The 25,729-nt window shown below is 70.6% G+C and carries 23 protein-coding genes; 8 read left to right on the top strand and 15 right to left on the bottom strand.

Features of this window, described 5'->3' with window-relative positions; all coding sequences use genetic code 11:
* Positions 1–203: 203 nt before the first annotated feature.
* Positions 204–1,187, bottom strand: coding sequence for a chemotaxis protein CheB (locus J2851_RS33950; RefSeq protein ID WP_246501116.1), 984 nt, complete (start codon positions 1,185–1,187; stop codon positions 204–206).
* An 80-nt stretch (positions 1,188–1,267) separates the two neighbouring features.
* A complete protein-coding gene (locus J2851_RS33945; protein WP_209773139.1) occupies positions 1,268–2,305 on the bottom strand; it encodes a chemotaxis protein CheB in 1,038 nt (345 codons plus the stop codon).
* Positions 2,306–2,444: 139 nt separating this feature from the next.
* On the opposite strand from J2851_RS33945, the gene J2851_RS33940 reads away from it, so the two are divergent.
* The 6 genes from J2851_RS33940 to paaE all read left to right on the top strand — a co-directional run bounded on the left by J2851_RS33940 (position 2,445) and on the right by paaE (position 8,486).
* Positions 2,445–4,490: an ATP-binding response regulator gene (locus J2851_RS33940; protein ID WP_307420906.1), complete on the top strand. Its 2,046-nt coding sequence runs from the start codon at positions 2,445–2,447 to the stop codon at positions 4,488–4,490.
* A gap of 291 nt (positions 4,491–4,781) precedes the next feature.
* Positions 4,782–5,783, top strand: coding sequence for a 1,2-phenylacetyl-CoA epoxidase subunit PaaA (gene paaA, locus J2851_RS33935; protein WP_209773136.1), 1,002 nt, complete (start codon positions 4,782–4,784; stop codon positions 5,781–5,783).
* A gap of 14 nt (positions 5,784–5,797) precedes the next feature.
* Complete coding sequence (paaB, locus tag J2851_RS33930) at positions 5,798–6,085, top strand: 1,2-phenylacetyl-CoA epoxidase subunit PaaB (RefSeq protein ID WP_209773133.1); 288 nt, start codon at positions 5,798–5,800, stop codon at positions 6,083–6,085.
* Positions 6,086–6,098: 13 nt separating this feature from the next.
* Positions 6,099–6,854: a 1,2-phenylacetyl-CoA epoxidase subunit PaaC gene (gene paaC, locus J2851_RS33925; RefSeq protein WP_209773130.1), complete on the top strand. Its 756-nt coding sequence runs from the start codon at positions 6,099–6,101 to the stop codon at positions 6,852–6,854.
* Between the two features lie 4 nt (positions 6,855–6,858).
* Positions 6,859–7,398, top strand: coding sequence for a 1,2-phenylacetyl-CoA epoxidase subunit PaaD (paaD, locus tag J2851_RS33920; protein WP_209773125.1), 540 nt, complete (start codon positions 6,859–6,861; stop codon positions 7,396–7,398).
* Between the two features lie 8 nt (positions 7,399–7,406).
* Complete coding sequence (gene paaE / locus J2851_RS33915) at positions 7,407–8,486, top strand: 1,2-phenylacetyl-CoA epoxidase subunit PaaE (RefSeq protein WP_209773123.1); 1,080 nt, start codon at positions 7,407–7,409, stop codon at positions 8,484–8,486.
* 210 nt (positions 8,487–8,696) lie between these two features.
* Here paaE and J2851_RS33910 read toward each other — a convergent pair whose 3' ends face one another.
* Positions 8,697–9,470 (bottom strand): FkbM family methyltransferase, encoded by a 774-nt coding sequence (locus tag J2851_RS33910; RefSeq protein WP_209773119.1) that lies wholly within the window; start codon positions 9,468–9,470, stop codon positions 8,697–8,699.
* Between the two features lie 80 nt (positions 9,471–9,550).
* On the bottom strand, positions 9,551–10,027 hold the full coding sequence (locus J2851_RS33905; RefSeq protein WP_209773117.1) for an Lrp/AsnC family transcriptional regulator: 477 nt from the start codon (positions 10,025–10,027) through the stop codon (positions 9,551–9,553).
* A gap of 198 nt (positions 10,028–10,225) precedes the next feature.
* Between J2851_RS33905 and J2851_RS33900 the strand changes: the two genes are divergently transcribed.
* Together J2851_RS33900 and J2851_RS33895 are read left to right on the top strand one after the other, a co-directional pair.
* Entirely contained in the window at positions 10,226–13,735 is a 3,510-nt protein-coding gene (locus J2851_RS33900) for an indolepyruvate ferredoxin oxidoreductase family protein (protein WP_209773114.1), read from the top strand.
* Positions 13,736–14,024: 289 nt separating this feature from the next.
* Complete coding sequence (locus J2851_RS33895) at positions 14,025–14,366, top strand: hypothetical protein (protein WP_209773112.1); 342 nt, start codon at positions 14,025–14,027, stop codon at positions 14,364–14,366.
* A 183-nt stretch (positions 14,367–14,549) separates the two neighbouring features.
* On the opposite strand, the gene J2851_RS33890 is transcribed toward J2851_RS33895, so the two are convergent.
* The 11 genes from J2851_RS33890 to J2851_RS33840 all read right to left on the bottom strand — a co-directional run bounded on the left by J2851_RS33890 (position 14,550) and on the right by J2851_RS33840 (position 25,716).
* Positions 14,550–15,257 carry a glutathione S-transferase N-terminal domain-containing protein gene (locus J2851_RS33890; RefSeq protein ID WP_209773109.1) on the bottom strand — a complete coding sequence of 236 codons (708 nt, stop codon included), beginning with the start codon at positions 15,255–15,257 and terminating at the stop codon, positions 14,550–14,552.
* Between the two features lie 129 nt (positions 15,258–15,386).
* Complete coding sequence (locus J2851_RS33885) at positions 15,387–18,332, bottom strand: ABC transporter substrate-binding protein (RefSeq protein ID WP_209773107.1); 2,946 nt, start codon at positions 18,330–18,332, stop codon at positions 15,387–15,389.
* 13 nt (positions 18,333–18,345) lie between these two features.
* Positions 18,346–19,029 carry an ABC transporter permease subunit gene (locus J2851_RS33880; protein WP_209773103.1) on the bottom strand — a complete coding sequence of 228 codons (684 nt, stop codon included), beginning with the start codon at positions 19,027–19,029 and terminating at the stop codon, positions 18,346–18,348.
* Entirely contained in the window at positions 19,016–20,626 is a 1,611-nt protein-coding gene (locus J2851_RS33875) for a transporter substrate-binding domain-containing protein (protein ID WP_209773100.1), read from the bottom strand. The genes J2851_RS33880 and J2851_RS33875 overlap by 14 nt, the downstream gene beginning before the upstream one ends.
* 4 nt (positions 20,627–20,630) lie before the next feature.
* Positions 20,631–21,506, bottom strand: a complete 876-nt coding sequence (locus tag J2851_RS33870) for a class I SAM-dependent methyltransferase (protein ID WP_209773098.1) — start codon at positions 21,504–21,506, stop codon at positions 20,631–20,633.
* Between the two features lie 88 nt (positions 21,507–21,594).
* On the bottom strand, positions 21,595–22,731 hold the full coding sequence (locus J2851_RS33865; RefSeq protein WP_209773095.1) for a hypothetical protein: 1,137 nt from the start codon (positions 22,729–22,731) through the stop codon (positions 21,595–21,597).
* A 93-nt stretch (positions 22,732–22,824) separates the two neighbouring features.
* Positions 22,825–23,298, bottom strand: coding sequence for a hypothetical protein (locus J2851_RS33860; protein WP_209773093.1), 474 nt, complete (start codon positions 23,296–23,298; stop codon positions 22,825–22,827).
* 162 nt (positions 23,299–23,460) lie between these two features.
* Positions 23,461–24,246 carry a glycoside hydrolase family 19 protein gene (locus J2851_RS33855; RefSeq protein WP_209773090.1) on the bottom strand — a complete coding sequence of 262 codons (786 nt, stop codon included), beginning with the start codon at positions 24,244–24,246 and terminating at the stop codon, positions 23,461–23,463.
* A gap of 44 nt (positions 24,247–24,290) precedes the next feature.
* Positions 24,291–24,758, bottom strand: coding sequence for a hypothetical protein (locus tag J2851_RS33850; RefSeq protein ID WP_209773087.1), 468 nt, complete (start codon positions 24,756–24,758; stop codon positions 24,291–24,293).
* Positions 24,759–24,770: 12 nt separating this feature from the next.
* Positions 24,771–25,208: a hypothetical protein gene (locus J2851_RS33845; RefSeq protein ID WP_209773085.1), complete on the bottom strand. Its 438-nt coding sequence runs from the start codon at positions 25,206–25,208 to the stop codon at positions 24,771–24,773.
* Complete coding sequence (locus tag J2851_RS33840; protein WP_209773084.1) at positions 25,195–25,716, bottom strand: hypothetical protein; 522 nt, start codon at positions 25,714–25,716, stop codon at positions 25,195–25,197. Before J2851_RS33840 ends, J2851_RS33845 begins: the two co-directional genes overlap by 14 nt.
* Between the last annotated feature and the right edge of the window lie 13 nt (positions 25,717–25,729).

The following is a 25,729-nucleotide window of genomic DNA, read 5'->3' as shown; positions in this document are numbered from 1 at the left end:
TGCCGCTCTGGTACTTCCGCCGCCGCGGGTGGCTGTAACGCAATGATGGAGTCGTGGGGGGGGGGGGGGGGGGGGGGCCCCCCCCCCCCCGGGGGGGGGGGGGGGGGGGGGGGGGGGGGGTGCGCGTGGGCCGGACGTACCAAAGTGGCGGGACCCCCTCACCCTAACCCTCTCCCCAGAGGGGAGAGGGGATTAAGCGCGCCTCACGCCCCGCTGCCCTTCCCATCCTCGCCATTCCCGTCGGAGGAGGGCGCCCGCCAGCCGTGGCTGAGGAAGGTCATCAGAAGCTGCGCCTGGTCCAGCACCTCGCGGCTGGCCGTTTCCCAGCGCTGGGCGGACAGGGCACGGCCTTTTTGCCGCGCCGTCTCCGCCAGGCGCTGGCTCAGCGCCGCCCGTTCGTTCAGCATGCGGAGTGCGATTTCAAAGGCGCGCTCGATCTCGCGCACCTGGGCCTCGTCCATGTTCTCCGGGCCGTAGCGGTGCCCGATGTGGCAGGTGTAGACGGGCATCGAATCGACCGAGGTCTCGCGCAGCGCCCCGCCGCATTCCGGGCAGGTCAGCGCAGCGGGCGGCTTGAGATCGTATTGACCCTCCATGGCGGCCTCCTCATCGTTGTCAGTGTCCCCGGTCGGATTCTGGGAACCATCCGCCGCCCTCACCAGCCGGCCGAGCAGGGGACCGAGCGCCGAGGCCGGAGCGCAGTGGTCGACGGCGGTGTTGGACAGCGCGCTCTGCGGCATGCCGGGGAACATGGCATCCGCGGGATCCTGCACCAGCGTGGTGCCGCCCAGGCGCTTGATCGCGCTGAACCCGGCGGTGCCATCGTTCAGGGCGCCGGACAGGATCACCCCGATCACCCGCGGGCCGTAGGCCTGCGCGGCCGAGCGGAACAGCGGATCGATCGCCGGCCGGGTGGAGTTCTCCCGCGGGCCGCGGGACAGGCGCAGCCGGTCGGGCTCCACCAGCAGGTGGTGGTCGGGCGGCGCCACGTAGATGCGGCCCGGGCGCGGCGCTTCGCCGTCCACCGCGTGCGCGGCCGGCAGCGGGCCGGCCTTGGCGAGGATCCGGGGGGCGAGGCTGGGCCGGCTTCCGATGTGGATGACGACGCACACCGCCGCCGGCAGGTCGGCCGGCAAGTGGGCGACCAGCTCTTCCAGGGCCTCGATTCCGCCGGCGGACGCTCCCATGACGATGATCGCTCGACAATCCATGGAGCGACAACAGCGGCGGAGCCGCGATCGTCACTCCAGCGGCGAAGCCGCTATCGTCACTCCGGATGCAGGCTTTCGCCGTCGGGCGGGAGCAGCGCGTCGTCGAGCACCGCGTTCGGCCTGGACAGCACGCCGCGCAGCAGCGTGATGCTCTGCTGCACCTCGACCGCGGCGTTCGACCAACGCTCCGCCACGCGGTCGTGGCCGCCCTTGCGCGCCTTCTCGGACATCCGCTTGAACAGGATCATCCGGTCCTCGTGCGCGCGCAGCGCCACCCACAGCGCGCGTTCCAGCAGGTCGTGGTTGGCGGACGCCAGCGCCTGCGGCGAATAGGCGTGCCCGACCTTGCAGCGGTAGCGCAGCAGCGACCCGTCCTCCACCTCGTACAGGTTGCCGCCGCAGTCCGGGCAGCTGAAGACGCTCGGCGTGCCGAGCCGGTCGCTGTCCGCCGGGACGGTGTTGAACTCCTTCTCCGGGATTTGCGCCTCCACCGCCATCTCCTCCGGCAGGGCGGGGGCGGGCGGGGCCGGAGTCCCGAGCAGCCGCGCCAGCAGCGGCGCCATCTCCTCCAGCGTCACGCACTGGTCGACGGCGACGTGCTCGCGGGCGTTGCGCGGCATGTCCGGCCATTCCGCGCTGGCCGGGTCCTGCACGATGGCGATGCCGCCGCGGCGCTTCACCGCCAGCAGCCCGGCCGCCCCGTCGTCGAGCGTGCCGGAGAGGATCACGCCGATCACCCGCGGCCCGTATTCCACGGCCAGCGACCGGAACAACGGGTCGATGGCGGGGCGGGTGCGGTTCTCCTTGGCGCCGCGGCGCACCAGCAGGCGGCCGTCGCGCACCAGCAGGTGGTGGTCGGGCGGGGCCACGTGGATCCAGCCCTCCCGCACCTCCTCCCCGTCCTCCGGGTGGAAGGCGGGCAGCCAGCCGGCCTTTTCCAGCAGCCGGGGCAACACGCTGTTGCGGGTCGGCGCGATGTGCTGGACGACGAAGACGGTCGCCGTCGTGTCCGCGGGCATCGCGGAGAACAGGCGCTGGAGGGCGGTGACGCCGCCGGCCGACGCGCCCAGGGCCAGGATGTTTCGCGTGTCCATGTGTAAGACTACAACATCCCCGCCGGTCCGAAATCTCGGGAGAGGTCCTATGCCTTCTGCGTCGGGTATGACTTTTCCCCCCGTGCCCTGTTGGAACGGACATGGCATCGTGCACCCGCGAAGATGGCATGGGGGAGACGTGGGGGGAGCAAATTCGGTCCTGGACGATGGGGATGCCGACCGTGCATCGCTGCTCCGGCGCATCACGGAGTTGGACCAGGGCCTGGAACAGGCGCTGGTGACGATCGAGGACGGGCAGGAGCAGATCCACGCCCTCGTCGAGGAACGCGATGGGATGGAGGCGGAGCTGGCCGCCCAGCGCGCCGAGATCGCGGAGCTGCGCGGCCGCCTGACCGCGTCGGAGGAGACGAGCAAGGCGCTGGCCGAGGCGCTGGACCGCAGCGACCACCGCCTGCGCAAGGTGCGGTCCGAGGAGCACACCATCACGGAGGAACTCCAGGCCTCCTACGAGGAATTGCAGATGATGGCCCAGCAGCTGGAGGAGGCCAACGCGGAGCTGGAGCTGCGCGTCACCGAGCGGACCGCCGAACTCGCCGAGGCGAACGCCGCGTTGCGCTGCCGCGAGGAGCAGCTGCGCTTCGCCCAGCAATGCGCCAAGGCCGGATCCTGGGATTGGGACCTGACCGCCGACCGCATGGTCTGGTCGCCCGAATGTTACGACCTGCTGGGGCTGGACCCGCGAAGCGACCGCCCGTCGCTGGACCGGCTGCTCGCCGCCGTGGTGCCGGACGACCGGCCGGTCCTGCGAAGGGCGGTCGCGGACAGCGTCGCGGCGGACAGCGACGACGTCCGCCTGGAATTCCGCGTCCGCCGGCCCGGCATCGGCCTGCGGTGGATCGCGAACATCGGCCGGGTGGTGTGGCGCGACCTGAAGGGCCAGCCGACGCGCATCACCGGCCTTGCCTTCGATACGACCGACCGCAAGGCGCTGGAGGAGGACCTGCGCCGCGCCAAGGAGGTGGCGGAGGCCGCGGACCGCGCCAAGACGCGTTTCTTGGCGGCGGCCAGCCACGACCTCCGCCAGCCGATCCAGGCCGCGTCGCTCTACACCTACGTGCTACGATCCTCGATCCAGGAGCACGACACCGAGGGCGCCGAGGTCCTGGATCTGCTGAAGGCGTCCATCGAGAGCCTGAGCGGGATGCTGAGCGGCCTGCTCGACCTGTCGCGGCTGGAAGCCGGCGCGGTGGAGGTGTCCGTCGCCAACATCCTCCCCGACGAGATGATGGCCCGCCTCGCGGCGGAGTTCGCGGCGGTGGCCGGCGCGTCCGGCGTAACGCTGCGCTTCCTGCACTCGACCGCCGCGATCGCCACCGACCCGCGCCTGTTCGAGCGCGTGCTGCGCAACCTGATTGCCAACGCCATCGCCCACGGGCGCCGGGACGACCGTGGGCGGGTGCTCGTCGGCGTGCGCCGCCGCCGGAACGGCGTGGAGTTCCAGGTCTGGGACACCGGCCCCGGCATTCCCGAAAGCGCGCGCGAGGCCATCTTCGAGGAGTTCCGCCAGCTCCACAACCCGGCGCGCGCCGCCACCCAGGGCTTCGGGCTCGGCCTGTCCATCGTGAACCGCATCGCGCGGCTGCTGAAGCTGGAGGTCACGGTGCGCTCGCAGGTCGGGCGCGGCTCGCTCTTCTCCGTCCTGGTGCCGCACGCCACCGGCCCCGACGTGGCACGCCCGGCGGCCGCAGCGGCCGACACGGCCATCGCGCCGTGGCTGCGCGGGCGCTCCATCCTGCTGGTGGAGGACGACGAGCAGGTCCGCCGCGGCCTGACCATGATGCTGAAGCGCTGGGGCGTGCGCGTGGACGCCGTGTCCTCGGCGGAGGAACTGGCCGCCAAGCTGCCGCGCCTGCGCCGCCGGCCGCACGCGGTGCTGACCGACTACCGCCTGCCGGGCGGCGGCACCGGCCGCAAGGTGGTGGAACTGGTGCGCAGCCGCTGGGACGTGCCGGGGATCATCATCACCGGCGACACCGCCCCCGAACGCCTGCGCGAGGCGATGTCCATCGGCTGCCGCCTGCTGCACAAGCCCATCGAGCCGTCGGAACTCATGGGCGCGCTGGGCGAAGCGATGCAGGGCGGGATTCAAAATGGGAATACCCCGCCGCGCCCCACCCGCGCGGCGACGCGTTCACGGCGCGCCCGACCGGAAGCGGCGGGCTGAGAGCCGGTCGGGATCACCCTTCCACTCATCCTTCCTCGTCATCCCAGCGAAGGCTGGGATCCAGGGCTATTCGAACACGTCGACGCGGAGCGTTCTGGATCCCAGCCTTCGCTGGGATGACGGTGGAGGCGTGGCTTCCTCCGTGCAATACCGCAGCGCCCTGGCGGCTGCTCCCCAAGCGATACAAAAGCGCCTTTGAAAATCCCAACCGTGTATCATATTGTGTGACGGACGGTTCGCTGGGGCGACAATCCGCCCATCCCGGGCGGGCGCGCGGAAGGGGAGGCGCCGGTGTACACGCAAGGCCTGGACGTGAAATCCGATTCCGACCGTGCGCCCCCGGCGGACACGCCGACCGGGCCGGAGGAGCGGTTCCAGGCGCGGGTCGACGCGGAGGAGAAGATCGAGCCGCGCGACTGGATGCCCGACGGCTACCGCCGCACGCTGATCCGCCAGATCTCGCAGCACGCCCATTCGGAAATCGTCGGCATGCTGCCGGAGGGCAACTGGATCACCCGCGCGCCGACCCTGCGCCGCAAGGTGGCGCTGCTCGCCAAGGTGCAGGACGAGGGCGGGCACGGCCTCTACCTCTACAGCGCGGCGGAGACGCTGGGGGCCTCGCGCGGCGACCTCGTCGGCGACCTGCTCAGCGGCAAGGCCAAATATTCCAGCATCTTCAACTACCCGACCCTGACCTGGGCCGACATCGGCGCCATCGGCTGGCTGGTGGACGGGGCGGCGATCATGAACCAGGTGCCGCTGTGCCGCTGCTCCTACGGCCCCTACGCGCGGGCCATGGTGCGCATCTGCCGGGAGGAAAGCTTCCACCAGCGCCAGGGCTACGAGATCATGCTGGCGCTGTCCCGCGGCACCGACGCGCAGAAACGCATGGCGCAGGACGCGCTGAACCGCTGGTGGTGGCCGTCGCTGATGATGTTCGGCCCCTCCGACGCGCAGTCCGCCCACTCCGCCCAGAGCATGCGCTGGAAGATCAAGCGCTTCTCCAACGACGAGCTGCGCCAGCGCTTCGTCGACGCCACCGTGCCGCAGGCGGAGTTCCTGGGCCTGACCGTGCCCGACCCGGACCTCGCCTTCGACGAGGCCACCGGGCACTACCGCTTCGGCGCCATCGACTGGAGCGAGTTCGAACGGGTGCTGAAGGGCGACGGCCCCTGCAACCGCGAACGGCTGGAAGCCCGCCGCAAGGCCTGGGACGACGGCGCCTGGGTGCGCGAGGCGGCGCTGGCCCACGCGCGGAAGAAGGAAGCCCGCGCCCAGGCCGCGGCGGCTTAAGCAAAGGGGGAAACATGGCCCGCAACGAATGGCCGCTGTTCGAGGTGTTCATCCGGCCCAAGAACGGGCTGAGCCACAAGCACGCCGGCAGCCTGCACGCCGCCGACGCCCGCATGGCGCTGGAGAACGCGCGCGACGTCTACGCCCGCCGCGGCGAGGGGGTGAGCCTGTGGGTCGTCCCGTCCGCCGCCATCACCGCGTCGGAACCGGGGGACCGGGAGTCCTTCTTCGACCCCGCGGACGACAAGGTCTACCGCCACCCGACCTTCTACGACATCCCGCCCGAGGTGAAGAACATCTGACGGGGAGCCTGTGATGACCGACAACGCCCTGTTCGACTATCTGCTGCGCCTCGGCGACACCAGCCTCGTGCTCGGCCACCGCCTGTCCGAATGGTGCGGCCACGCGCCGGAGCTGGAGGAGGACGTGGCGCTGACCAACATCGCGCTCGACCTCGTCGGCCACGCGCGCCTGCTGTTGTCCTACGCGGGGGAGGTGGAGGGACAGGGGCGCGACGAGGACGCGCTCGCCTTCCTGCGCGACGTCTACGACTACCGCAACCACCTGCTGGTGGAGCAGCCCAACCGCGACTTCGGCCACACCATCGCCCGCCAGTTCCTGCACGACGCCTGGGCGCTGGAGCTGTACGAGAAGCTGATGGTCTCGGCCGACCATCGCCTCGCCGGCATCGCCGCCAAGGCGGTGAAGGAGAAGCGCTATCACCTCCGGCACAGCGGCGAATGGGTGGTGCGACTGGGTGACGGCACGGAGGACAGCCGCGCCCGCATGGCGGACGCCTTCGACCGGCTGTGGCGCTTTACGGCTGAGATGTTCGAGGCCGACGCGGTGGAACAGGCGCTGGCGGCGGCCGGCGTGGCGCCCGACCCCGCGTCCCTGCGGCCGGCCTGGGAGGCGCGGGTGGACGCGGTCCTGGCGGAGGCGACGCTGCCCGCCCGCCCGGCGATCATTGGAACCAGCGGCGGTCGGATCGGCCGGCACGGCGAGCATCTCGGCTACCTGCTGGCGGAAATGCAGTTCCTCCAGCGCGCCTATCCGGGCGCCACATGGTGACGCCATGATCGCGGACCTTGCGGCGGACCAGGGGGTGTGGGGACCGGGACCGGGGGACGGTGCCGCAGTGGGCGCCGCCTGGGAGGCGTTGCGCACCGTCATGGACCCGGAGATTCCGGTGCTCAGCGTCGTCGACCTCGGCATGATCCGCGGCGTCGAAGCGGGGGAGGGCGGGCGCCTGCGGGTGCGGCTGTCGCCCACCTATTCCGGCTGCCCGGCGACCGGGATCATCGCGCTGGAGGTTGCCCGCGCGCTCGACGCGGCGGGCTTCCCGAACGCGGAGGTGGTGACGGAGGTCGCCCCGCCCTGGACGACGGACTGGATCAGCCCGGCCGGCCTGGACCGGCTGCGCGAGAGCGGCATCGCCCCGCCGCCGCGCGGGGCCGGCAAGCGGGCGCTGGTGGCGCCGGAGGAGCGCATCGCCTGCCCGCGCTGCGGCTCCACCGACACGGAGGTGATCAGCGCCTTCGGCTCTACCGCCTGCAAGGCGCTGCACCGCTGCCGGTCCTGCCTGGAGCCCTTCGATTCCTTCAAGTGCATCTGAGGGCCACCATGACGCCCACCTTCCACCCCCTGACCATCACCGACGTCCGGCGCGAGACCGAGGACACGATCTCCGTCGCCTTCGCGGTGCCCGACGCGGTGCGGCCGGCCTTCGCCTTCGTCCACGGCCAGCACCTAACGCTGCGCACCACCATCGGCGGGGAGGAGGTGCGGCGGTCCTACTCGATCTGCTCCGGCCTGGACGACGGGGAACTGCGCGTGGCGATCAAGCGGGTGCCGGGCGGGCTGTTCTCCACCCACGCCAACGAGAACCTGACGCCCGGCGCGGTGCTGGACGTGATGACGCCCATGGGCCGCTTCACCACGCCGCTCGACCCCGCCGCCGCGCGCACCTACCTGGCCTTCGCCGCCGGCAGCGGCATCACGCCGGTTTTGTCGATCCTGAAATCGGTCCTGGCGCGCGAGCCCAGGAGCCGCTTCGTGCTGGTCTACGGCAACCGCACGGTGTCCTCGATCCTGTTCCGGGAGGAGCTGGAGGACCTGAAGAACCGCCATCTCGGCCGCCTGTCCGTCCACCACGCGCTGAGCCGGGAGCCGGACGAGTCCGGCCTGCTCGCCGGCCGCATCGACGCCGCCCTGGTGGATGAGGTCTGCCGCACGCTGGTCGACCCGAAAGCCTTGGACGCCGTCTTCGTCTGCGGCCCGCAGGGCATGATCGAGGCGGTGCGCGACGCCCTGGCCGCGCACGGCACGGACCCGGTGCGCATCCATGTCGAGCTGTTCACCACCGATTCCACCGTGGTCCGCCGCGAGCCCCCTAAACCGGTGGAAGCGGCGGCGGGGGACGCCTGCGAGGTGACGGTGCTGCTCGACGGCAAGCGGAAAAGCTTCCCCATGCCCTTCGGCGGCGACGTGATCCTGGACGCCGCGCACCGACACGGCGCCGACCTGCCCTATTCCTGCAAGAGCGGCGTGTGCTGCACCTGCCGGGCCAAGCTGGTGGAGGGCAAGGTGGACATGGCGCAGAACTATTCGCTGGAAGCGTGGGAGGTGGAGGCCGGCTACATCCTCACCTGCCAGTCCCGCCCGCTGACCGGCCGGGTGGTGGTGGACTTCGACGCGCCGTAGGGGCAGAGTTTGTGAGTTTATCGGAACCTTGCTGAGAGAGGCTCGAAGTTCGGATTGCGACGCATTGGAACCCACGATGCACGTCCCTCAGCCGTCATTCCCGCGAAGGCGGGAATCCAGTCCGATCAAGCACTTATGTGCGGAGTTTCCTGGATCCCCGCCTTCGCGGGGATGACGGTGAAAAGGTATCGCCCATAAACTCACAGGCTCTCACCCCGGCTGCGGCTGGCCCGGCGGCGTGAACTGGATCGCGATGCGGCCGGCGGCCTCGCGCGGGATGCACAGGTAGTTCATGGCGATGACCTGCACCGTGTAGTCCAGCCCCTCCAGCCGGCGGCGCAGCGCTTCGGCGTCGCTTTTCAGGAACTCGACGAACAGCACCGGGCGGCAGCGCCGGATCGTGTCCTCCGCGCCGTCGAGCACGGCCATCTCCATGCCCTCGACGTCGATCTTGATCAGCCCGACCCGCTGGAAGGCGAAGCGGTCGATGGTGGTCAGCGGCACCTCTTCGGCCCGCGCGGGGTCGTTCCGCCGCTCCTGGCTGAGGCGTTCGCGCTGCACCGGGCCAAGCTCGACGCTGCCGAAGTTCAGCGGCTGGTCATAGTCGAACTGCGGCAGCGGGATGGTGCCCTCGCGGTCGCCCACCGCCATGTTGTGGCAATGGATGTTGGTGCGGCCGTTCAGCGCGACGCTGCCCGCCAGCATGTTGAAGAGGATCCGTTGCGCCTCGAAGGCGTGGATTTTGCCACCCGCGCCGACCGCGTCGGCCAGCGCCAGCGAATAGGTGCCGAAGTTGGCGCCGACGTCGAGGACCGTCAGGTCCGTCCCCCACAGCCGCAGGATCTGCGCCAGCAGGTCGATTTCCGCATGGTCGATGGCCCGCCCGGTCTTGAACAGGGCGTTGGTCTGGTTGATGTCGTGCCGATTGACGATCATCGGGCCGTACAGGGTCGGCACCACGACGGCGAACGGGATCCGCTCCATCTCGCATCAGCCTCTTTGTCTCTGGCCGGCCCTGGTGGCGACCGATGCGTGCATAGCACAGGGTCGGCTCGCGTATCCACTCACGGCAGATGGTCGAGCGGGACGGGCGTGTCGGACTTCACCTCGCGCAGGGACACGTTGGAGCGGACATGCGCGACGCCCGGGACCTTGAAGAGCCGGCGCGACAGGAATTCCCCATAGGCCTGCGTGCTCGGCGCCACGATGCGCAGGATGTAGTCGGCGTCGCCGGTGACGGCGAAGCAGTCCAGCACCTCCGGCCAGTCGCGGACGGCGGCCTCGAACCGCTCCACCACACCGTCCACATGGCGCTCCAGCGTGACATTGGCGAAGACGCATTCGGTCAGGCCGAGCTTCTGCGGCGACACCACCGCCGTGTAGCTGCGGATGACGCCGACCTCCTCCATCGACTTCATGCGCCGCCAGCAGGGGCTGACCGACAGGCCGGCGGCGGCGGCCAGCTCCTGCATGGTCAGGCGGGCGTTCTTCTGCAGGGCGGAGAGGATGGCCTTCTCGTACGGGTCGAGGGCGATGGTCACCGGCGCATTCCTTTCCGGAATCGACAATTTGCTTTACGGATTTTCCCAGATTAGCCGGATTCCAGCAAACTGAGAAACAATTTTCCCGGAGCGAAGGAATATCCTGGATACGGTTCGGCCAATCGGACCGTGCGTTGTGACGAAAAAAGGCGCGCCACACCAAGCGCCGTACCAAGACCAAGAGATGGGAGAGACGCCATGGACGGATCCTTCGGTCCGGTCGATATGGATTACCACCTCGGGGATCGCTACACCCGATCGGATGGGCGCGTTTTCCTGTCCGGGACTCAGGCGCTGGTGCGGCTGTTGTTGGCGCAGCGGGAGCGGGACCGTCAGGCCGGCCTCGACACCGCCGGTTTCGTCAGCGGCTACCGCGGGTCGCCGCTGGCCGGGCTCGACCTCGCTTTGTGGCAGGCGAGCGATCACCTGAAGGCCAACGGCATCGTCTTCCAGCCCGCCGTGAACGAGGAGTTGGGCGCCACCGCCGTGCTGGGCAGCCAGCAGGTGGAGGCGAGCGGGGAGGGCCGGGTCGACGGCGTGTTCGGTCTCTGGTACGGCAAGGGGCCGGGCGTGGACCGGTCCGGCGACGCGCTGCGCCACGGCAACGCCTACGGCAGCTCGTCGCACGGCGGCGTGCTGGTCGTGGTCGGCGACGACCACGGCTGCGTGTCCTCCTCCATGCCGCACCAGAGCGACGGGTCGCTGGTCGCCTGGTCCATGCCGATCCTGAACCCGGCGAGCGTGCGGGACTACATCGACTACGGCCTCTACGGCTACGCGCTGTCGCGCTTTTCCGGGGCCTGGGTCGCCTTCAAGGCGATTTCGGAGACGGTGGAAAGCGCCGCCACGGTGGACCTGCCGCCGCCGCGCGCCAGCTACTGCGTTCCCGAAAACTTCACCCCGCCCCCCGGCGGCCTGCACTACCGCTGGCCGGACTTCCCAAGCTTGCAGATCGAGCAGCGGCTGGCCGCGAAGGTGGAGGCGGTGCGCGCCTTCGCGCGCACCAACCCGCTGGACCGCTGGGTGTTCGGCGCGCGGGACGGCTGGCTGCGCGTTGTCACCACCGGCAAGGCCCACCTGGACCTGATGGAGGCCCTGGCCGTGCTGGGTATCGGGGAAGCGGAGGCCGCCCGCCTCGGCCTCGGCGTCTACAAGGTCGGCCTGTCCTGGCCGGTGGAGCGCACCGGCCTGCTCGACGTGCTCCGCGGTGCGGAGGAGGTGCTGGTCGTCGAGGAAAAGGCGCCGGTCGTCGAGGGGCAGGTGAAGGACCTGCTGTTCCACGTGGCCAGCCGCCCCGCCCGTGTCGTCGGCAAGACCGACGAGGCCGGCGCTCCGCTGCTGCCCGGAACGGGGGAGCTGCGGCCCTGGATCGTCGCGCTGGCGCTGGCCGGGCGCATCCAGCGCCGGGTGCCCGGGACGGACTACACCCCCATGCTCGACCGGCTGGCGCCTGCCGCCAAGGTGGAGGCGGGGCCGGATGTGCGCACGCCCTATTTCTGCTCCGGCTGCCCGCACAACACCTCCACGCGCGTGCCCGACGGCAGCAAGGCCTTCGCCGGCATCGGCTGCCACTTCATGGCCTCCTGGATGGACCGCAAGACGGAATCTCTGACCCCCATGGGCGGGGAGGGGGCCAACTGGGTCGGGCAGGCGCCCTTCTCCAAGCGCGGCCACGTCTTCCAGAATCTGGGGGAGGGGACCTATTTCCATTCCGGCTCCCACGCCATTCGGCAAGCGGTCGCCGCCGGCGTGAACATCACCTACAAGATCCTGTTCAACGACGCGGTTGCGATGACCGGCGGCCAGCCGGTGGACGGCCCCATCTCCGTCGAAGCCATCACGCACCAGCTGCGCGCCGAGGGCGTCCGGCGCATCGCGCTGGTCAGCGACGCGCCGGAGAAGTTCGCGGATTCTCAGGCGCTCGCCGCCGGGGTCACCGTGCACCACCGCGACGAACTGGACGCCGTGCAGCGCGACCTGCGCGAGGTGCCGGGCGTCACGGCCCTGATCTACGAGCAGACCTGCGCCGCGGAGAAGCGGCGCCGGCGCAAGCGCGGCACCTTTCCCGACCCGGCCCGCCGCGTGGTCATCAACGAACTGGTCTGCGAGGGCTGCGGCGACTGCTCCAAGAAGTCGAACTGCCTGTCGGTCCAGCCGCTGGAAACCGAATTCGGCGTCAAGCGCCGCATCGACCAGTCCAGCTGCAACAAGGACTTTTCCTGCGTGGAGGGCTTCTGCCCCAGCTTCGTGTCAGTCATGGGCGGCCAACTCCGCAAGCGCGACGCCGGCGCGGTGGAGGAGCGCTTCGCCGAGGCGCTGGCCCGCCTGCCGGAACCGCCGGTGGCCATGACGGGCGATGGCGCGGATGGCGTGGCGGAGATCCTGGTAACCGGGGTCGGCGGCACCGGCGTGGTGACGGTGGGCGCCGTGCTCGCCATGGCCGCGCATCTGGAGGGCAAGGCGGCCTCCGTCCTCGACTTCATGGGCTTCGCGCAGAAGGGCGGGGCGGTCTACAGCCACCTGCGGGTGACCGGCGACGCGGGCCGGCTGACCCAGGCGCGCGTCGATCCGGGCCGGGCGCAGCTGGTGCTCGCCTGCGACATGGTGGTGGCGACGGCGCCGGACGCGCTGCGCACCATGGCGCCGGGGCGGACGCGGGTCGTCGCCAACAGCCACGTCGTGCCGACCGGCGCCTTCACCCGCAACCGCGACGTGCTGCCGGACGGCGGCGGGCTGCTGGGCCGGCTGCGCCGTACGGTCGGGCCGGACCTCGTCGAGGCGGTGGACGCCGACCGGGTGGCGACGGCGCTGATGGGGGACGCGATCCTGACCAACATCCTCCTGCTCGGCTACGCCGCGCAGAAGGGGCTGCTCCCCGTCGGCCTCGCGGCGCTGGAGCGGGCCATCGAGCTGAACGGCGTCGCCGTCCGGGCCAACCGGCGGGCCTTCGCCTACGGGCGCCTGCTCGCCCACGATCCCGCCGCGATCCAGGCCTTCCTGGCGCCGGAGCCGGCAAAGGCCCGGACGCTCGACGAGATCGTGGAGCGGCGGGCCGCCTTCCTGACCGATTACCAGGACAAGGCCTACGCCGACCGCTACCGCGCGCTGGTCGCGCGCGCCCGTGCGGCGGAGGCCCGGCTCGGCACCGGGTCCACGGCCTTTGCCGAGGCGGTGGCGCGGGCCGGCTTCAAGCTGATGGCCTACAAGGACGAGTACGAGGTCGCGCGCCTGCACACGGATGGTGCCTTCCGCAAGACCCTGGAGGGCATGTTCGAGGGCGACTGGACGCCGGTCTTCCACATGGCCCCGCCGCTGCTGGCGCGTCGGTTGAACGGCTGGGGGGAGCCGAAGAAGCTGGCCTTCGGGCCCTGGATCCTGCCCGTGCTGAAGGGGCTCGCCCGGATGCGCCGGCTGCGCGGCACGGTCTTCGACCCCTTCGGCCACAGCGCGGAGCGTAGGATGGAGCGCGCGCTGGTGGCGGAGTACGAGGCGCTGGTCGCCGACCTCGCCGCCAGCCTGAATCCTGCCGGGCACGCGGTGGCGGTGGAGATGGCGGCCCTGCCCATGGAGATCCGCGGCTTCGGCCCGGTGAAGCAGAAGGCCGTCGAGGATTACCGGCGGTCCCTGGACCGACTGCGTGCCAAACTGGCCGAAGCGGGGCGGCAAACGCCGGAAATCAACCGGCCGGACCGTTATGCTGCCGCATAGCAGCCCTGTCTCAGCTCCCCAAGTCCGCGGAACGCCTTGGAAACCGCGGGCTTGGCGGCCGTCCGGAGGCACTATGCACGCCGTGCATTGCGACGTTTGCGATGTTTCATTGGCCGGAATGACGGCGGCCCTCTAAATCACGCCTCGACACCGCGGCGGGACGGCCGGGCGGGCACAAGTCCTCCCAACCGTCCTTCAACAATGCGAATGAAGTCGCAACTGGACCGCGGCGATCTCGGCGCTTCCTCTGCAAGGACGCCGGTATCGAACTGAAGAAACGAGGATCGTCATGATTACGCGTACCCTGTCCGCCGCCGTCATCGCGGCGGCTGCCCTTACGTCATTCTCTTCCCTCTCCTTTGCGCAGTCGGTCGGCGACGCCGGCTTCGCCGCCCAGCTGAACGAGGCCAACGCCACGATCCAGAACAACGCCCCGGCCGGCCTGGGCCGCGAGGAGCGGCTGATCGTCCAGCGTTACCTGGGCGTCGCCGACAGCCTGCACCGCCAGGGCCAGACCGCCCAGGCGCAGTCCTACCTGAACTTCGCCCGCGGCGAACTGGGCCTGCGCAGCGCTCCCGACAGCGCCACCAACAGCGCCGTCGCCTCCTCGTCGCAGATGGTGGCGCGCTGAACCCGTCCCGCGGGGCTGCCCTTCACCCGCGGTGTTGCCCGACCAGACAGAACAGACATCACACCATGCAGACCTATCGCAAACACATCGCCAACACCCAGGACGTCGTCTCGGCCTGGCTCGCCTGCGCCGTGGTCTTCGCCGCGGCGCTCGGCGGCGCCGCCCTGCTGTAACGCCCTCCGCCTATGCCCCGGACGCGGGGATGGTCAGGCCGCGCTGCACCGCCGGCCGGGCCAAGCCCCGCTCCAGCCACTGCGGCACACGCTTCAGGCTGTCGAAGGCGACGAGGTCGCCGGCCCCGTAGAAGCCGACGAGGTTGCGCACCCACCCCAGCAGCGAGACGTCGGCGATGCTGTAGTCGTCGCCCATGATCCAGTCACGCCCGTCGAGCCGCTGTTCGAGCACGCCGAGCAGGCGTTGCGATTCCGCGCGGTAACGCTCCAGCGGGCGCTTGTCCTCGATCTCCCGGCCGGCGAACTTGTGGAAGAAGCCCAACTGGCCGAACATCGGCCCGACGGCGCCCATCTGGAAGAACACCCACTGGATCGTCTCGTACCGCCGCGCCGGGTCGGCGGGCAGCAGCTTCCCGGTCTTCTCAGCCAGATACAGCAGGATGGCGCCGGACTCGAACAGCGCCAGCGGCTTGCCGCCCGGCCCGTCCGGGTCGATGATCGCCGGGATCTTGCCGTTCGGGTTGAGCGACAGGAAGTCCGGCGTCCAGGTCTCGTTGTTCATGATGGCGACGTAGTGCGCCTCGTACGGCAGCCCGATTTCCTCCAGCATGATGGACACCTTCACCCCGTTCGGCGTCGGCGCCGAATAGAGCTGCAACCGATCCGGAGTCTTGGCCGGCCAGCGCGCCGTGATGGGGAAGGCGGAGAGATCGGTCATTTCATGCTCCTCAGGACAAAGCCGTTCACACCGGGCGGGGCCCGCGCCGTTGCCGGCATGAGGTGTCGTCGCGGACGGCAAAAGCCAAGCCCCCGATCTGCACCAGAGGCCGCATTCCGTCGCCGGCCCTCACCGCCCCTCGACCAACGGCAAACCCTCCGCCGACAGGCGGTCTTGGACGCGGGCTGACACCTCCTCGGCGGCGGTCCAGCGGGTGGCGCCGGGAGCCGGGGTGTAGGTCAGGGCGTAGCGGCCCACGGCGTTGCGGTCCACCGTGTGGATGCCCATGAAGGCCACGTCCGCGCTGCGGTCCTGGAGGATGGAGCGGCACTGGGCCAGCGCGCCGCGCAGCACGGCGACCGCGCGTTCCGGCGCGACGTCGGGCGGCAGCGTCACGTGCTGCACGTCGCCAAGCGGGGAGCGGCGGGAGTAGTTCACCAGCACCGTCTCCGCGACCTTGCTGTTGGGGATGCAGCGGACGTAGCCGAACCCGTCCTCCAGCCGCGTGGTCCGCCAGGACATGTCGGCGACGCGGGCCGGATCCTGGTCGCCGAACTTGATGGTGTCGCCGAGCGAGAAGGGCCGCTCCAGGCTCAGCACGATGCCGGCGAAGATGTTGGACAGGTTCGTCTGGATCGCCATGCCGATGATCAGGGTGATCAGACCCGAGGTCGCCAGCAGGCTGGTCAGCGGCTGGTTGAAGACGAAGGCGATGATCCCGAACAGGCACAGCAGCAGGATCACCGACGAGACCGAATGGCGCAGGATCGCCGGCACTCGTCGCTCCGTCCGCCGCTCCAGCGGTTCCCACAGGAAGCGCTTGATGGCGACGTCCAGGCCATAAGCGCCCAGCAGCCACCAGGCGGCCTGGAACCCGCGCTCGATGTTGTCGAGATAGACGAAGGGCAGGCGTTCCTGCAGGCTCTCGATGCTGTAGGCGCGGGCGACCGACAGGACGACGGCGGCGGTCGCTATCTCCACCGCCAACAGGGTCAGCCGCGCGCGCGGGGCGCGGATGGACCGGTTGGCGACGCCGGCCACCAGCAGCATCCCCAGCCCGCCGGCCAGGATCAGGCCGTGCTGCTGCGGTAGGACGTTGACCAGCGACTGGCTGGCGATCTCGTCCAGCCGGACCACAGCGGCGAAGGTGGAATAGGACGCCACGCCCTTGTCCTGGCTGATGTGGCGCGGGTCGCCCAGCGTGGACACCGAGGCCACGCCCTGGAATACGGTCGCCTCCCGCACCTGCCAGCCCTGCGCCTCCAGCGCCGGGGCAAGCTCGCGCAGCGACTGCGTGTAGCCGGCGCCGTCGGTCATGCCCATGCCGGCGAGGTCGGCGACGTAGAGCAGCCGGTTGGACGGCAGCAGACGGTGGCGGAACTCCACCCCGATGGTGGGGTGGCGGTAGGAGCGCATGCCCGGCACGAAGTCGATGCGGAAGGTCCCGGAAAAGCGCACGCGGCGGTAGACGATGCCGGACTCGGTCGTCTCCTCGGCCTGGACCTCCTGCGTGACGGGGCCGACGGCGTTCAGGAAGACGATGTCGGACGGCTCGGTGGTCGCCGGGTCACGGGCCGGATCCCGGTCGGGGCGGGCGAAGCGGAACCAGACCTCGCCGGTCAACTCCGCCGTGAAGGCGCCGAGGTCCACCTTCGCCACGTCGTGCAGCAGAAGCCCGGAAAAGGCCACCTGGGTCCGTTCGAACAGACGGTCGCCGACGTTGATGACCTGGCCCGCCTTGACCATGTCCGGCAGCCGCGCGCCATGCGGCAGCTTGCGCAGGGTCTGGAACTGCGCGAAGTCGGAGACCAGCTCGCCGTTCTGGTAGCGGGCGATGGCCGCCGGGCGGCTGGCGTTGCCGCGGTCGTCGAAGAAGACGGGGCCGGCGATACCCTCCACCGCCGTCTCCACGCTGTTCATCGCGTCAAGCCCGTTGCGGATGTTGCGGCGGAGCGTGGCGGGGGGAACGTTTGCCGCCCCGCCGCTCTGCCGGATCGCCTCCACCACCGCGCGGCCGGCGTCGTAGGCGAGCGCGGCGCGCCAGTCCGGCGACTGGCCGAAGCGGCGCCCGTACTGCTCCCGGAAGAAGCCCGCGGCGCGCCCCGCCGTGTCGTAGACCACGGAGGACGCGATGGTGATGCCGTTGGAGTAGAATCCGGGGGTGCGGCGCTCGCTGGGCAAGGACTGGAACAGGCGGGGGAAGTCGATGCGGTCCAGCGAGTCCGGCCCGATCAGCGTCACGTCCTCCAGCCCGGCGTCGCGCACCGCCTGGACGACGGGCACCGCCTCCTCCGGGTAGAGCGCCATGAACAGGACCCGCGGCCCCGTGGTGTGGCGCAGCCGCTCGATCAGGCGGCCGATGGCGGCGCGCGTCTCCGGCCCGTTGCCGGCCTCCACGAACTCCGGGTCGGCCACGCCCATGGTCAGCCCCTTGGCTTCCGACTGGATCAGCGCGATCAGCTGGCGGGCGTAGCTGTGGTGGCCGGCGGCGATCAGCAACTCGCCGGGCTTGAACACCGCGTGGATGTACTGGGTGAGGAAGCGGCCCAGGAACTCGTTGTTGAAGACGGTCCGGAACAGCCACTCGTTCCCCTCCGTCACGTCGGTGGAGGTCGAGGCGGGGGAGACCGCGGCGATGCCGTGCGCGGCGTAGACGGGGCCGGCCGCCTTGGTCGCGGCGCTCAGCCGGTGGCCGATCACCGCGACGGCGTCGCTGTCGCGCACCAGCTTGGCGGCGGCGGCCTTGCTCGTCTCCACCTCGCCGCCGTCGTCGAACACCTCCAGCCGCAGGGGCCGGCCGTCGATGCCGCCCGCGCGGTTCACGTCCTCCACCAGCAGCCGCACGCCGTTGACCATGGTGGCCCCGGTGCCGCCGGGCTGGGGGTGGTCGGTCACCACGGCCAGCGTGATGGCCTTCCGGCCGCTTCCCTTGCCCAGCCCGACCGCGTCCAGCAGCCCGGCCACCCCGGGGGGCATCGCCTCCGCCCCGAACCAGCTCCACGCCAGGGCGGCGATGAGCAGGGCGATAACCGCCGTGGTCGGGTTCAGGGAGCGTGCATTTTTCTTCGCCTTCATGACGTCGGGTCTTTCAGTCGGTGTCCGTGGCCTTGGCCGCCGCGACGTCGGTGGCCTTCACCGGGGAGGCGATCCGCGTCTGGAGCCGCCGCCGGGCGCGCGCCATCAGCAGGTTCAGGGGGAAGCAGAACAGGAAGAACCAGGTCATCGCGTACAGGTAGACCCATAGCATCAGGCCGTTGCGGCCGGTCGCCCCGATCACCGTGTTGCAGCGGGACACGATCTCGCCGACGCCGATGACCGACGCGGTGGACGACGCCATCACGATGATGACGAAGTAGGAGGTCCAGCCGGGGATGAAGAGAAGCGCCGCCCCCCGGTTGCCGCCGCGCCACGCGCGGATGGCGGTGGACAGGTTGTCCGACACGAAGCCGACCACGGCGATGGCCAGCGCGATGGAGGCCTTCACCCAGGCCGGGAAGGGGTAGACGATGTTATCGATCTCGAACTCCACCGGGATGACGAAGGCCAGGTAGAACAGCACCACGAAGGTCGGCACGTTGCGGGTGAAGGCGGTCAGGGCCAGGCTGGCCCGCACCAGCACCGGGCGCGCCGCCGTGCGCATCACGGCCAGCACCGATCCCAGCGCCGTGCCGATCGCCATCGCCGTCAGGGAAATCACGATGTTCCAGACGAAGCCGCCGGCCAGGAAGGGCGTCCAGGCGACCAGCGCCCGCGCGGTCTCAAGCGGTTCCATGGCGCACCATCCTGCGTTCCAGCATGCCGAACAGGCGCACGACCAGCAGCACGATCAGGAAATAGGTCACCATCAGGACGTTCATCATGACGTCGGCGTTGCCCTGGTCGGCCACGATGGCGGTGGAGGCGGAGATCAGCTCCGGCACGCCGATGGCGCTGGCCATGCCGGTGGCCTTGACCACGTTGACCAGCGTGGCGACCAGCGGCCCGTAGGCGACGCGAACCGCCGCCGGCAGCGATGACCGCAGCGAGGACGGGCGCAGGCGGAAGGCCGCATCGCCCTCTCGCAGATGGGCGGCGGCCTCCAGGAAGGCGAAGATGTTGGCGGCACCGGCGTACAGCGACAGGCACAGCGCGGTGACCGCCATCCCGTCGAAGGTCCAGCCGTAAGTCTGGACCACCACGCCGCCGATGCCGAAGAACACCACGTAGATCTGCAAAAGCGGCGGCGTCATCCGGGCGACGGTCGCCAGCCCCTTGACCGCGCGGCTGAGCAGCGGGACGCGGGCGTCGATGGCGACCGCGCCGGCGACGCCGACCAGCAGGCTGCCGGCCAGGCACAGGGCGACCAGCTCCAGCGTGACCAGCAGGCCGTGCAGGAAGTGGCTGCGGTCGTAGTCGTCGTAGGCGATCGTGACGTTGAGGCCGGTCTGCTCCTTCACCAGCAGGCCGATGCGCTGCAGGCCGCCGACGTCCGTCGAGGTGAGGATCGCCTTGTTGCGGCACTCCGCCGGCCACTCGCCGTCGGGCTGCCGCGCGCAGAGCAGCTTCCCGCCGGGGGTCCGGCGGCGCCACAGCTCGTGCGCGTCGAACAGGAAGGCGGACGGCTTCAGGTTCCAGCGGCGCTCGATCTCCATCAGCAGGCCGGAGCGGTGCCAGCCCGCGACGATGTCCGACAGCGCCCGCTCGAAGGCCGTCCCGCGCGCGTCCAGCGCGATCGCCATGCCCCAGGGAGACACCATGGAGGAGGGCAGGGGCATGCCGTAGCCCGCCCATTCCTGGCGGGTCAGGTCGCCGGCGATGGCCGTGTCGTCGTACAGCCAGCCGACGCAGCGCCCGTCCCGCAGGGCCAGCTTGGCGTCCCGCGTGCCGTTGAACAGCTGGAGGTCGAGCAGGTAGCGCTGCGCCATGGGGCGGTTGAACAGCGCCCCCTGGGTGGCGCAGATCTTCTGGCCGCGCAGGTCGGTCCAGTCCGAAACCGGCTTGCCGTGGGGCATCAGCAGGTTGACGCCGCTGGCGTAGTAGTTCGGCTCGATGATGGTGGCGATCCGGCGCCGCTGCGCCGTGTCGCCCAGCGTGGCGATGATCAGATCGACGCTGCCCTCTTCCAGCTTCTGCAAGCGGTTGGCGCTGGTCACGCCGACGAGCTGGAGTTGGACGTCCAGCGCCTTCGCGATCTCCCAGGCGAGGTCCGGCTCGAAGCCGACGAGCCCGCCGTCGATGTCCAGCATGCCGAAGGGCGGGTAATCCCCCTTCACGCCGACGATCAGCGTGCCGCGCTTGCGGATCAGGTCCAGACGGTCGGCGGCGGCCTCCCCGCTGGAGAGGCCGCACAGAAGGATCAGGAAAAGGGCCGCGATCGATCGTAAGCCCATGGCGTCAGCCCGCCTCCGCCGGGACGGGGCTGGGGGTCGTGACGGGCTGGCCGGAATCGTGCGGGGCCCGTTCGGGCGCGACCGCCGCGTCGCGCTCGGCCACCGCCAGGAAGCCGTAGGCGAAGCGCACCGGCAGGACCGCGCCGAGCAGCCGGTCGATGCCCCGGAGCAGCAGGGACGACACGACCCCGCTTTCCGGCAGCACGCTTTCCGCCTCCAGCGCCGTCACGAGGAAGCCGGCCTCCTCCAGCTCCTCGACGAAGCTTTCCGGGGTGTAGAGGTGGTAGTAGAGGGTGATTTCCTGGTCTTCAGCCTGGCGGGTGTAGGTGATGTCGCCCGGCTCCAGCTCGCCGCGCTCGATCCGCTCGCGGCTGGCTGCCTGCTCCGCGTGGAAGCGGCGCCGCGCGTTGGGGACGGAGGCGATCAGGCGCCCGCCCGGCCGCAGCAGCGACGCCACCCGGCGCAGCGTCTCAAGCCGGCCCGCGCGCGTCGGCACATGGCCCAGCACGCCGAACATCAGCAGGGCCAGGTCGAAGGGCGCCTGCGGCTCGGCCTCGCGGGTGAAGTTGTCCAGGTCGCCGTCGATCAGGACGAGGCGGCCGTTGTCGCGGTACTCCCGGCAGCGGGCGCCCAGATCGTCCAGCGCCACGCGGCTGATGTCGTAGCCGATGACCCGCGCGTCGGTGTGGTCCAGCAGGGGGGCCGCGTAGCGCCCGTTGCCGCAGCCGAAATCCAGGACGCGGTTGCCGACCTCCTCGACCGACCGGACGACCAGGGCGAAGACCTCCTCGTTGGGCGTGGGGTAGCGGTGCTTGTACAGTCCGGTCCTGTAATACTCGTCGTAGTTGTGAGTGATGTCGACGGGCGGGGTGGGCTTCATGGAACTCTCCGGTGTTTCGGCGGCGGCGTCCCGCGCAGTGGGCCTGCGCCGTGGGGCGCGCCGCCGGTGGTGTCGGGCGTGGGTTCGATCAGGGCCGCAGCCAGGACCCGCTTTGCTCCTTCGCGTCGGCCGGTTTCCCGTCCGCCGGCCGGTCTTCCGTCGGGGCCGGCGGAGGAGCGGACGAGGAGGCCGGGGGCGGAGCGTCCGACTCCTCCTGTGCCGATGCGGGCGGTGCCGATGCGGGCGGTGCCGGTGCGGGCGTGGGAGCCGGCGGCGGCGCGGAGGGCGGGGGCAGCGCAGGCGGCGCGGATTCGGCGGCGGGCGCCTGGAACTCGGCCGGCGGCGGCAGCGAAGCGGGCCGGTCGCCGCCGACGCCACCACCGGACGGGCCGTCGAACGACTTCGCCTGGGCTCCGCCGTCGGTCGGGAACATCGATTCCACCTTGGTGACCAGTTGGTTCAGGATGCGGTGGAGCAGCGTCGCGGAAAAGCCGCCGAGCAGCGCCAGGATCGGCTTGCCCATGGTCTTGCCGTCCTGGAAGTCGATGCCGACCATCTCCGCCAGGATCAGCCCGGACATCACGCCCATGGCGATGCGCATCCAGTAGGTGGACTCGTATTTCGGCTCGTAGGTCCCCTCGCTGACGAACTTGTGGGCGGCGAACAGCACGTGGAAGCAGGACCCGATGCCGGCCGCCGCGATGATGAAGGCGAGGTTCACCATCAGCACGGTGCCGCTCAGGGAATAGATGCTGCCCGCGATGGTCTCCTTGTTCAGGTTCGGGGACAGGCTGGTGCCGATGAACATCGCCACGAACACCACCGCCCCCAGCATCAGGCGCCGGATGTTGGGCAGCGGGCCGAGGATGGAGACCCAGGAATCGCGCGCCGGGTCGGTCTGCATCAGGTACAGCGTGTGCGGCTTGGCCGGCGCCACCAGCTGGGCCAGTTGGCCGTGCAGCACCGCCAGTTCCACCACCTCGGCGGACGACAGCGTGTCCATGGCCCCGCTGCGCACGGCGTCCAGAAGGGCGAGGCCGGCGTGGAGGTCCGGCGGCAGCGCCATGCCGGATCCCAGCGCGTACTGAACCATCGCGTCGCATTCGTCCAGCAGCTGGGACCGCATGATCGGCGGCGCCAAGTCGGCCGTGTCCGCCGAAGCGTCGTCGGCAGACGCTTGGGGGGCAGACGGATAAGTGTTGGTGCGTCCGAAATCGCGGGCCATGTCCGTTCCTAGCTGTCCGGCGATGGGGTCCGGCGATGGGTCCGCCGGAGGGGATCGCGCGCGGGCCGGGAGCGACGCCCGGCCCGCGGCGGATCAGGCGTTCACCTGCTTCATGTACAGGTGCATGCCGTTGCCGTTGTGGATGCCCGCGAAGCCGCGCTGGCGCAGGCCCTCGCTCGGCACCTCGGTGATCACGCCGGCCAGCAGGTGGATGGAGCAGCCGCGGTGCTCCGCGGCCGTGGCGATCTTCGACAGCCGGTTGATCGCCTCGTCGGCCTTGGCCAGGAAGTTGGAATCCTCCGCGGTCTGGCACAGGACGAAGACGGCGATCCGCTCGGCGGCGGGGGACTGGGCGTTCAGCAGCAGGTCGATGCCGGGACCCTCGTCGGCCAGCACGCGGACGTCGCGCTGGATGTCCGCCTTCGGGAAGCGGTCGCGCATCCAGGCGGCGAAGTCCGTCTGCAGCCAGCGCGACCAGCCGGCCCCGTGCGCGCTGATGTCGTCGAAGTAGCGCGCGCGGGCCCACTCGTCGAGGCGGGCGGTGAGCGTGTTGAGGTCGATCTTCATGGCAGTCCTTTCGGGCGTTCCTTGCGGGCGCGCCGGCCGGGTCGCGCGCCCCCGTTCCCGGACTCCGGGCGTGGCCGGGGTCCGGGTGGGCGTGCGCTCCCCAGGGAGCGGGTGGTGAGCGGAAGGGAGGAATGACCCGGCGCGCGTCACGCCGGGGCGGCGTCAGCCGATGGCCAGGACCCACTTCGCGCGGGCCAGGCGGAGTTCGCGGTCTTCCAGGCCGTTGTAGCCGCCGTTGATGCGGCGGGTCAGTTCGCGGACGTTGTCCTCGTCGGCCCACTGGTTCAGCTTGCGGCTGGTCCAGTACCAGCAGGCCACGTCGATGGCGAGTTCCGGGTCGTCGGCCACCTGCCGGGCGTTGTCGCCGGTCACCAGGTCGCGGCCGATGGCCTCGCCGTAGCGGGTGTAGTTGGACCGGCCGGTCAGCTGGATCAGCCCGCGCCCCTTGAAGCGCTTGCCGTCGCCCGGCTGGGTGTTGCCCAGATCCTTGCGGCCCTCGTAGGCGCTGCCGTCCGCGATCTCCTCCTGGTAGCGGAAGTCGCCGCACTCATGCCCGACCTGCGCCAGGAAATGGGCGACGCGCAGCGGGGTGTCGATGCCGTTGCGCTCCAGGCAGTTCAGCAGCGGCTCGTGGTAGCGCTTGATGTGCGCCTCGGTCGCACCGGTCATGATGGTCCACAGCTTTTCCTTGGTCAGGCCGCGCGGCAGCCGGTCCTGGAAGGCCTTCATGGTCTGGTCGCCCGGCTCGGCGCGGCCGTTCGACATCACCCCGGCGTGGCGCTGGAAGGCGTTCAGCACGCCGATGGTGCCGGAGCCGCACAGCCCGTCCGCCACCAGCGGCTTTTCCAGCCCGCAGGCCGCCGCGTTCATGTTGAGCAGAAGCTGGATGCGTTTGACGTCGCCCTTGTCGTTGCGGCCGTTCTGGCCGACGGAACCCGTGATGCACATCGCGAGAAGCCTCCTGTTGGTCTTGTTGGGTCAGCCCGGCGTCATCACCCCGGATTCGCCGCCGCGCCCTGGCCGCGCGCGGTGCGCTCCACGCGGGTCTTGTGGACCAGCTTGTTCTTCGCGTCGTAGACGAGGATGTCGGCCTTGTCGGTGCCCTCGGGCGTGACCTGGGCGTGGCCGTTCCGCAGGGAGTCGCAGTGCGGGCCGTTGCCGCTGTCCAGGGTCAGCAGGAAGGTCTTGTCGTTCACGCCGGAGAACTGCAGTGTCGACTTGCAGACCCAGGGGGCGCCCCAGACGATGTCGCCGGCGCGGCTGCCGCGCGGCTGGTCGGTGATGATCATGGTCATCGGCACAGGCACGGGGCGCCCCTCCTTCACGACCTCGCCGCTCCAGACGCCCTCGATGGGCTTGGTCGTCGGGACCTGGGCGGAAACCGGGGCGATACCGGGCACGGCGGTGCTCACGGCCAGGGCCAGCATCAGGCCGGCGCCGGCGATCAGGGTGCGTCGCATGGAAATGTCTCCTCAGTGTTGAAGGTCTTGGATGAAGGCCGGAAGCCGTTCCGGCCAGTCGTCGGGAAGGGTGCGCATCGCGACCGACGCCGCCGCCGCCAGCGCCAGCAGGACCGCCACCAGCGTCATGGGGGAGCCCTTTTTCCGCCGGCCCCTTGCGGCGGCCCGCCGCGGGACGGGGGTGCGGCGGGGTCGGGCGGGGTCGGGCTGCGGCGGCGGGAGCGGATGCGGTCGCGGCTGCGGCCGGGGTTCGGGGCGGGGCTCCGCTGCCGGAGGGGCGGCGTCGGGCGCCGCGGCCTCCGGCGGAGCCGGGGCGGGCTCCGGCTCCGGGCTCGGTTCCGGTTCCCGCTTCGGCGGGGGGACGATGGACTCCGTGTCCACGACGCGGCGCAGGGACGAGGCCTGGTCGTTGGACAGCGCGATGCGGAAGGAACCGTTAGCGTTGCTCATGGCCGCCCTCCTTGGCGCCTTCCCCGGCATCGTCCTTGAAGCTGTCGAGCAGCTGGCCTTCGAGCGACACGTCCACGGTGCCGTCCTCGACCAGTTCCAGGGCGAGCCGGAACAGCTTCGCGTTTTGCGGAGCCCCTTCCGCGGCGCCCAGCGAGAGCACGGTGTCGTTCGGGTCGTCGGGGGAGGGGTGTTCCTCCACGACCACCGGCAGTTCCAGCGTCAGCTTCGTCATCCGCAGCGCCATCGGGCGGAACAGGGCGAGCATCGGTATGGACACATGCGCCGGCCGGCCGGTCCCGCCGGCGTCCTCCGGCGCGATCTCGATGTTCAGGTCCCAGTCGTCACCGATCCGGGGGCCGGCCCCGGACCCGGCTTCGGGACCGGCGCTCCAGTCCACCAGGACGGGGTCCATCTTCGACAGCCGGTCGATGCGGTCCGCCTCCCAGCGGTCCAGGTCCGCGCGCACGGACCGGGCGGCCGCGCGCAGGACGTGGATAAGCTCCTCCATGCCGATCATCGCC

Origin of the sequence: Azospirillum rugosum (assembly GCF_017876155.1) — a bacterium.
GTDB classification, from domain to species: domain Bacteria; phylum Pseudomonadota; class Alphaproteobacteria; order Azospirillales; family Azospirillaceae; genus Azospirillum; species Azospirillum rugosum.
The sequence above is the reverse complement of the archived record's forward strand: the minus strand, read 5'-3'. Positions and strand labels throughout refer to the sequence as shown.

What these genes read in the sequence shown, in the direction of transcription:
- J2851_RS33950 (WP_246501116.1), bottom strand. Translation starts at nt 1,187, where the DNA reads ATGGGAGCGTCCGCCGGCGGAATCGAGGCCCTGGAAGAGCTGGTCGCC.
- J2851_RS33945 (WP_209773139.1), bottom strand. Translation starts at nt 2,305, where the DNA reads ATGGACACGCGAAACATCCTGGCCCTGGGCGCGTCGGCCGGCGGCGTC.
- paaB (WP_209773133.1), top strand. Translation starts at nt 5,798, where the DNA reads ATGGCCCGCAACGAATGGCCGCTGTTCGAGGTGTTCATCCGGCCCAAG.
- paaC (WP_209773130.1), top strand. Translation starts at nt 6,099, where the DNA reads ATGACCGACAACGCCCTGTTCGACTATCTGCTGCGCCTCGGCGACACC.
- paaD (WP_209773125.1), top strand. Translation starts at nt 6,859, where the DNA reads ATGATCGCGGACCTTGCGGCGGACCAGGGGGTGTGGGGACCGGGACCG.
- paaE (WP_209773123.1), top strand. Translation starts at nt 7,407, where the DNA reads ATGACGCCCACCTTCCACCCCCTGACCATCACCGACGTCCGGCGCGAG.
- J2851_RS33910 (WP_209773119.1), bottom strand. Translation starts at nt 9,470, where the DNA reads ATGGAGCGGATCCCGTTCGCCGTCGTGGTGCCGACCCTGTACGGCCCG.
- J2851_RS33900 (WP_209773114.1), top strand. Translation starts at nt 10,226, where the DNA reads ATGGACGGATCCTTCGGTCCGGTCGATATGGATTACCACCTCGGGGAT.
- J2851_RS33895 (WP_209773112.1), top strand. Translation starts at nt 14,025, where the DNA reads ATGATTACGCGTACCCTGTCCGCCGCCGTCATCGCGGCGGCTGCCCTT.
- J2851_RS33890 (WP_209773109.1), bottom strand. Translation starts at nt 15,257, where the DNA reads ATGACCGATCTCTCCGCCTTCCCCATCACGGCGCGCTGGCCGGCCAAG.
- J2851_RS33885 (WP_209773107.1), bottom strand. Translation starts at nt 18,332, where the DNA reads ATGAAGGCGAAGAAAAATGCACGCTCCCTGAACCCGACCACGGCGGTT.
- J2851_RS33880 (WP_209773103.1), bottom strand. Translation starts at nt 19,029, where the DNA reads ATGGAACCGCTTGAGACCGCGCGGGCGCTGGTCGCCTGGACGCCCTTC.
- J2851_RS33875 (WP_209773100.1), bottom strand. Translation starts at nt 20,626, where the DNA reads ATGGGCTTACGATCGATCGCGGCCCTTTTCCTGATCCTTCTGTGCGGC.
- J2851_RS33870 (WP_209773098.1), bottom strand. Translation starts at nt 21,506, where the DNA reads ATGAAGCCCACCCCGCCCGTCGACATCACTCACAACTACGACGAGTAT.
- J2851_RS33865 (WP_209773095.1), bottom strand. Translation starts at nt 22,731, where the DNA reads ATGGCCCGCGATTTCGGACGCACCAACACTTATCCGTCTGCCCCCCAA.
- J2851_RS33860 (WP_209773093.1), bottom strand. Translation starts at nt 23,298, where the DNA reads ATGAAGATCGACCTCAACACGCTCACCGCCCGCCTCGACGAGTGGGCC.
- J2851_RS33855 (WP_209773090.1), bottom strand. Translation starts at nt 24,246, where the DNA reads ATGTGCATCACGGGTTCCGTCGGCCAGAACGGCCGCAACGACAAGGGC.
- J2851_RS33850 (WP_209773087.1), bottom strand. Translation starts at nt 24,758, where the DNA reads ATGCGACGCACCCTGATCGCCGGCGCCGGCCTGATGCTGGCCCTGGCC.
- J2851_RS33845 (WP_209773085.1), bottom strand. Translation starts at nt 25,208, where the DNA reads ATGAGCAACGCTAACGGTTCCTTCCGCATCGCGCTGTCCAACGACCAG.
- J2851_RS33840 (WP_209773084.1), bottom strand. Translation starts at nt 25,716, where the DNA reads ATGGAGGAGCTTATCCACGTCCTGCGCGCGGCCGCCCGGTCCGTGCGC.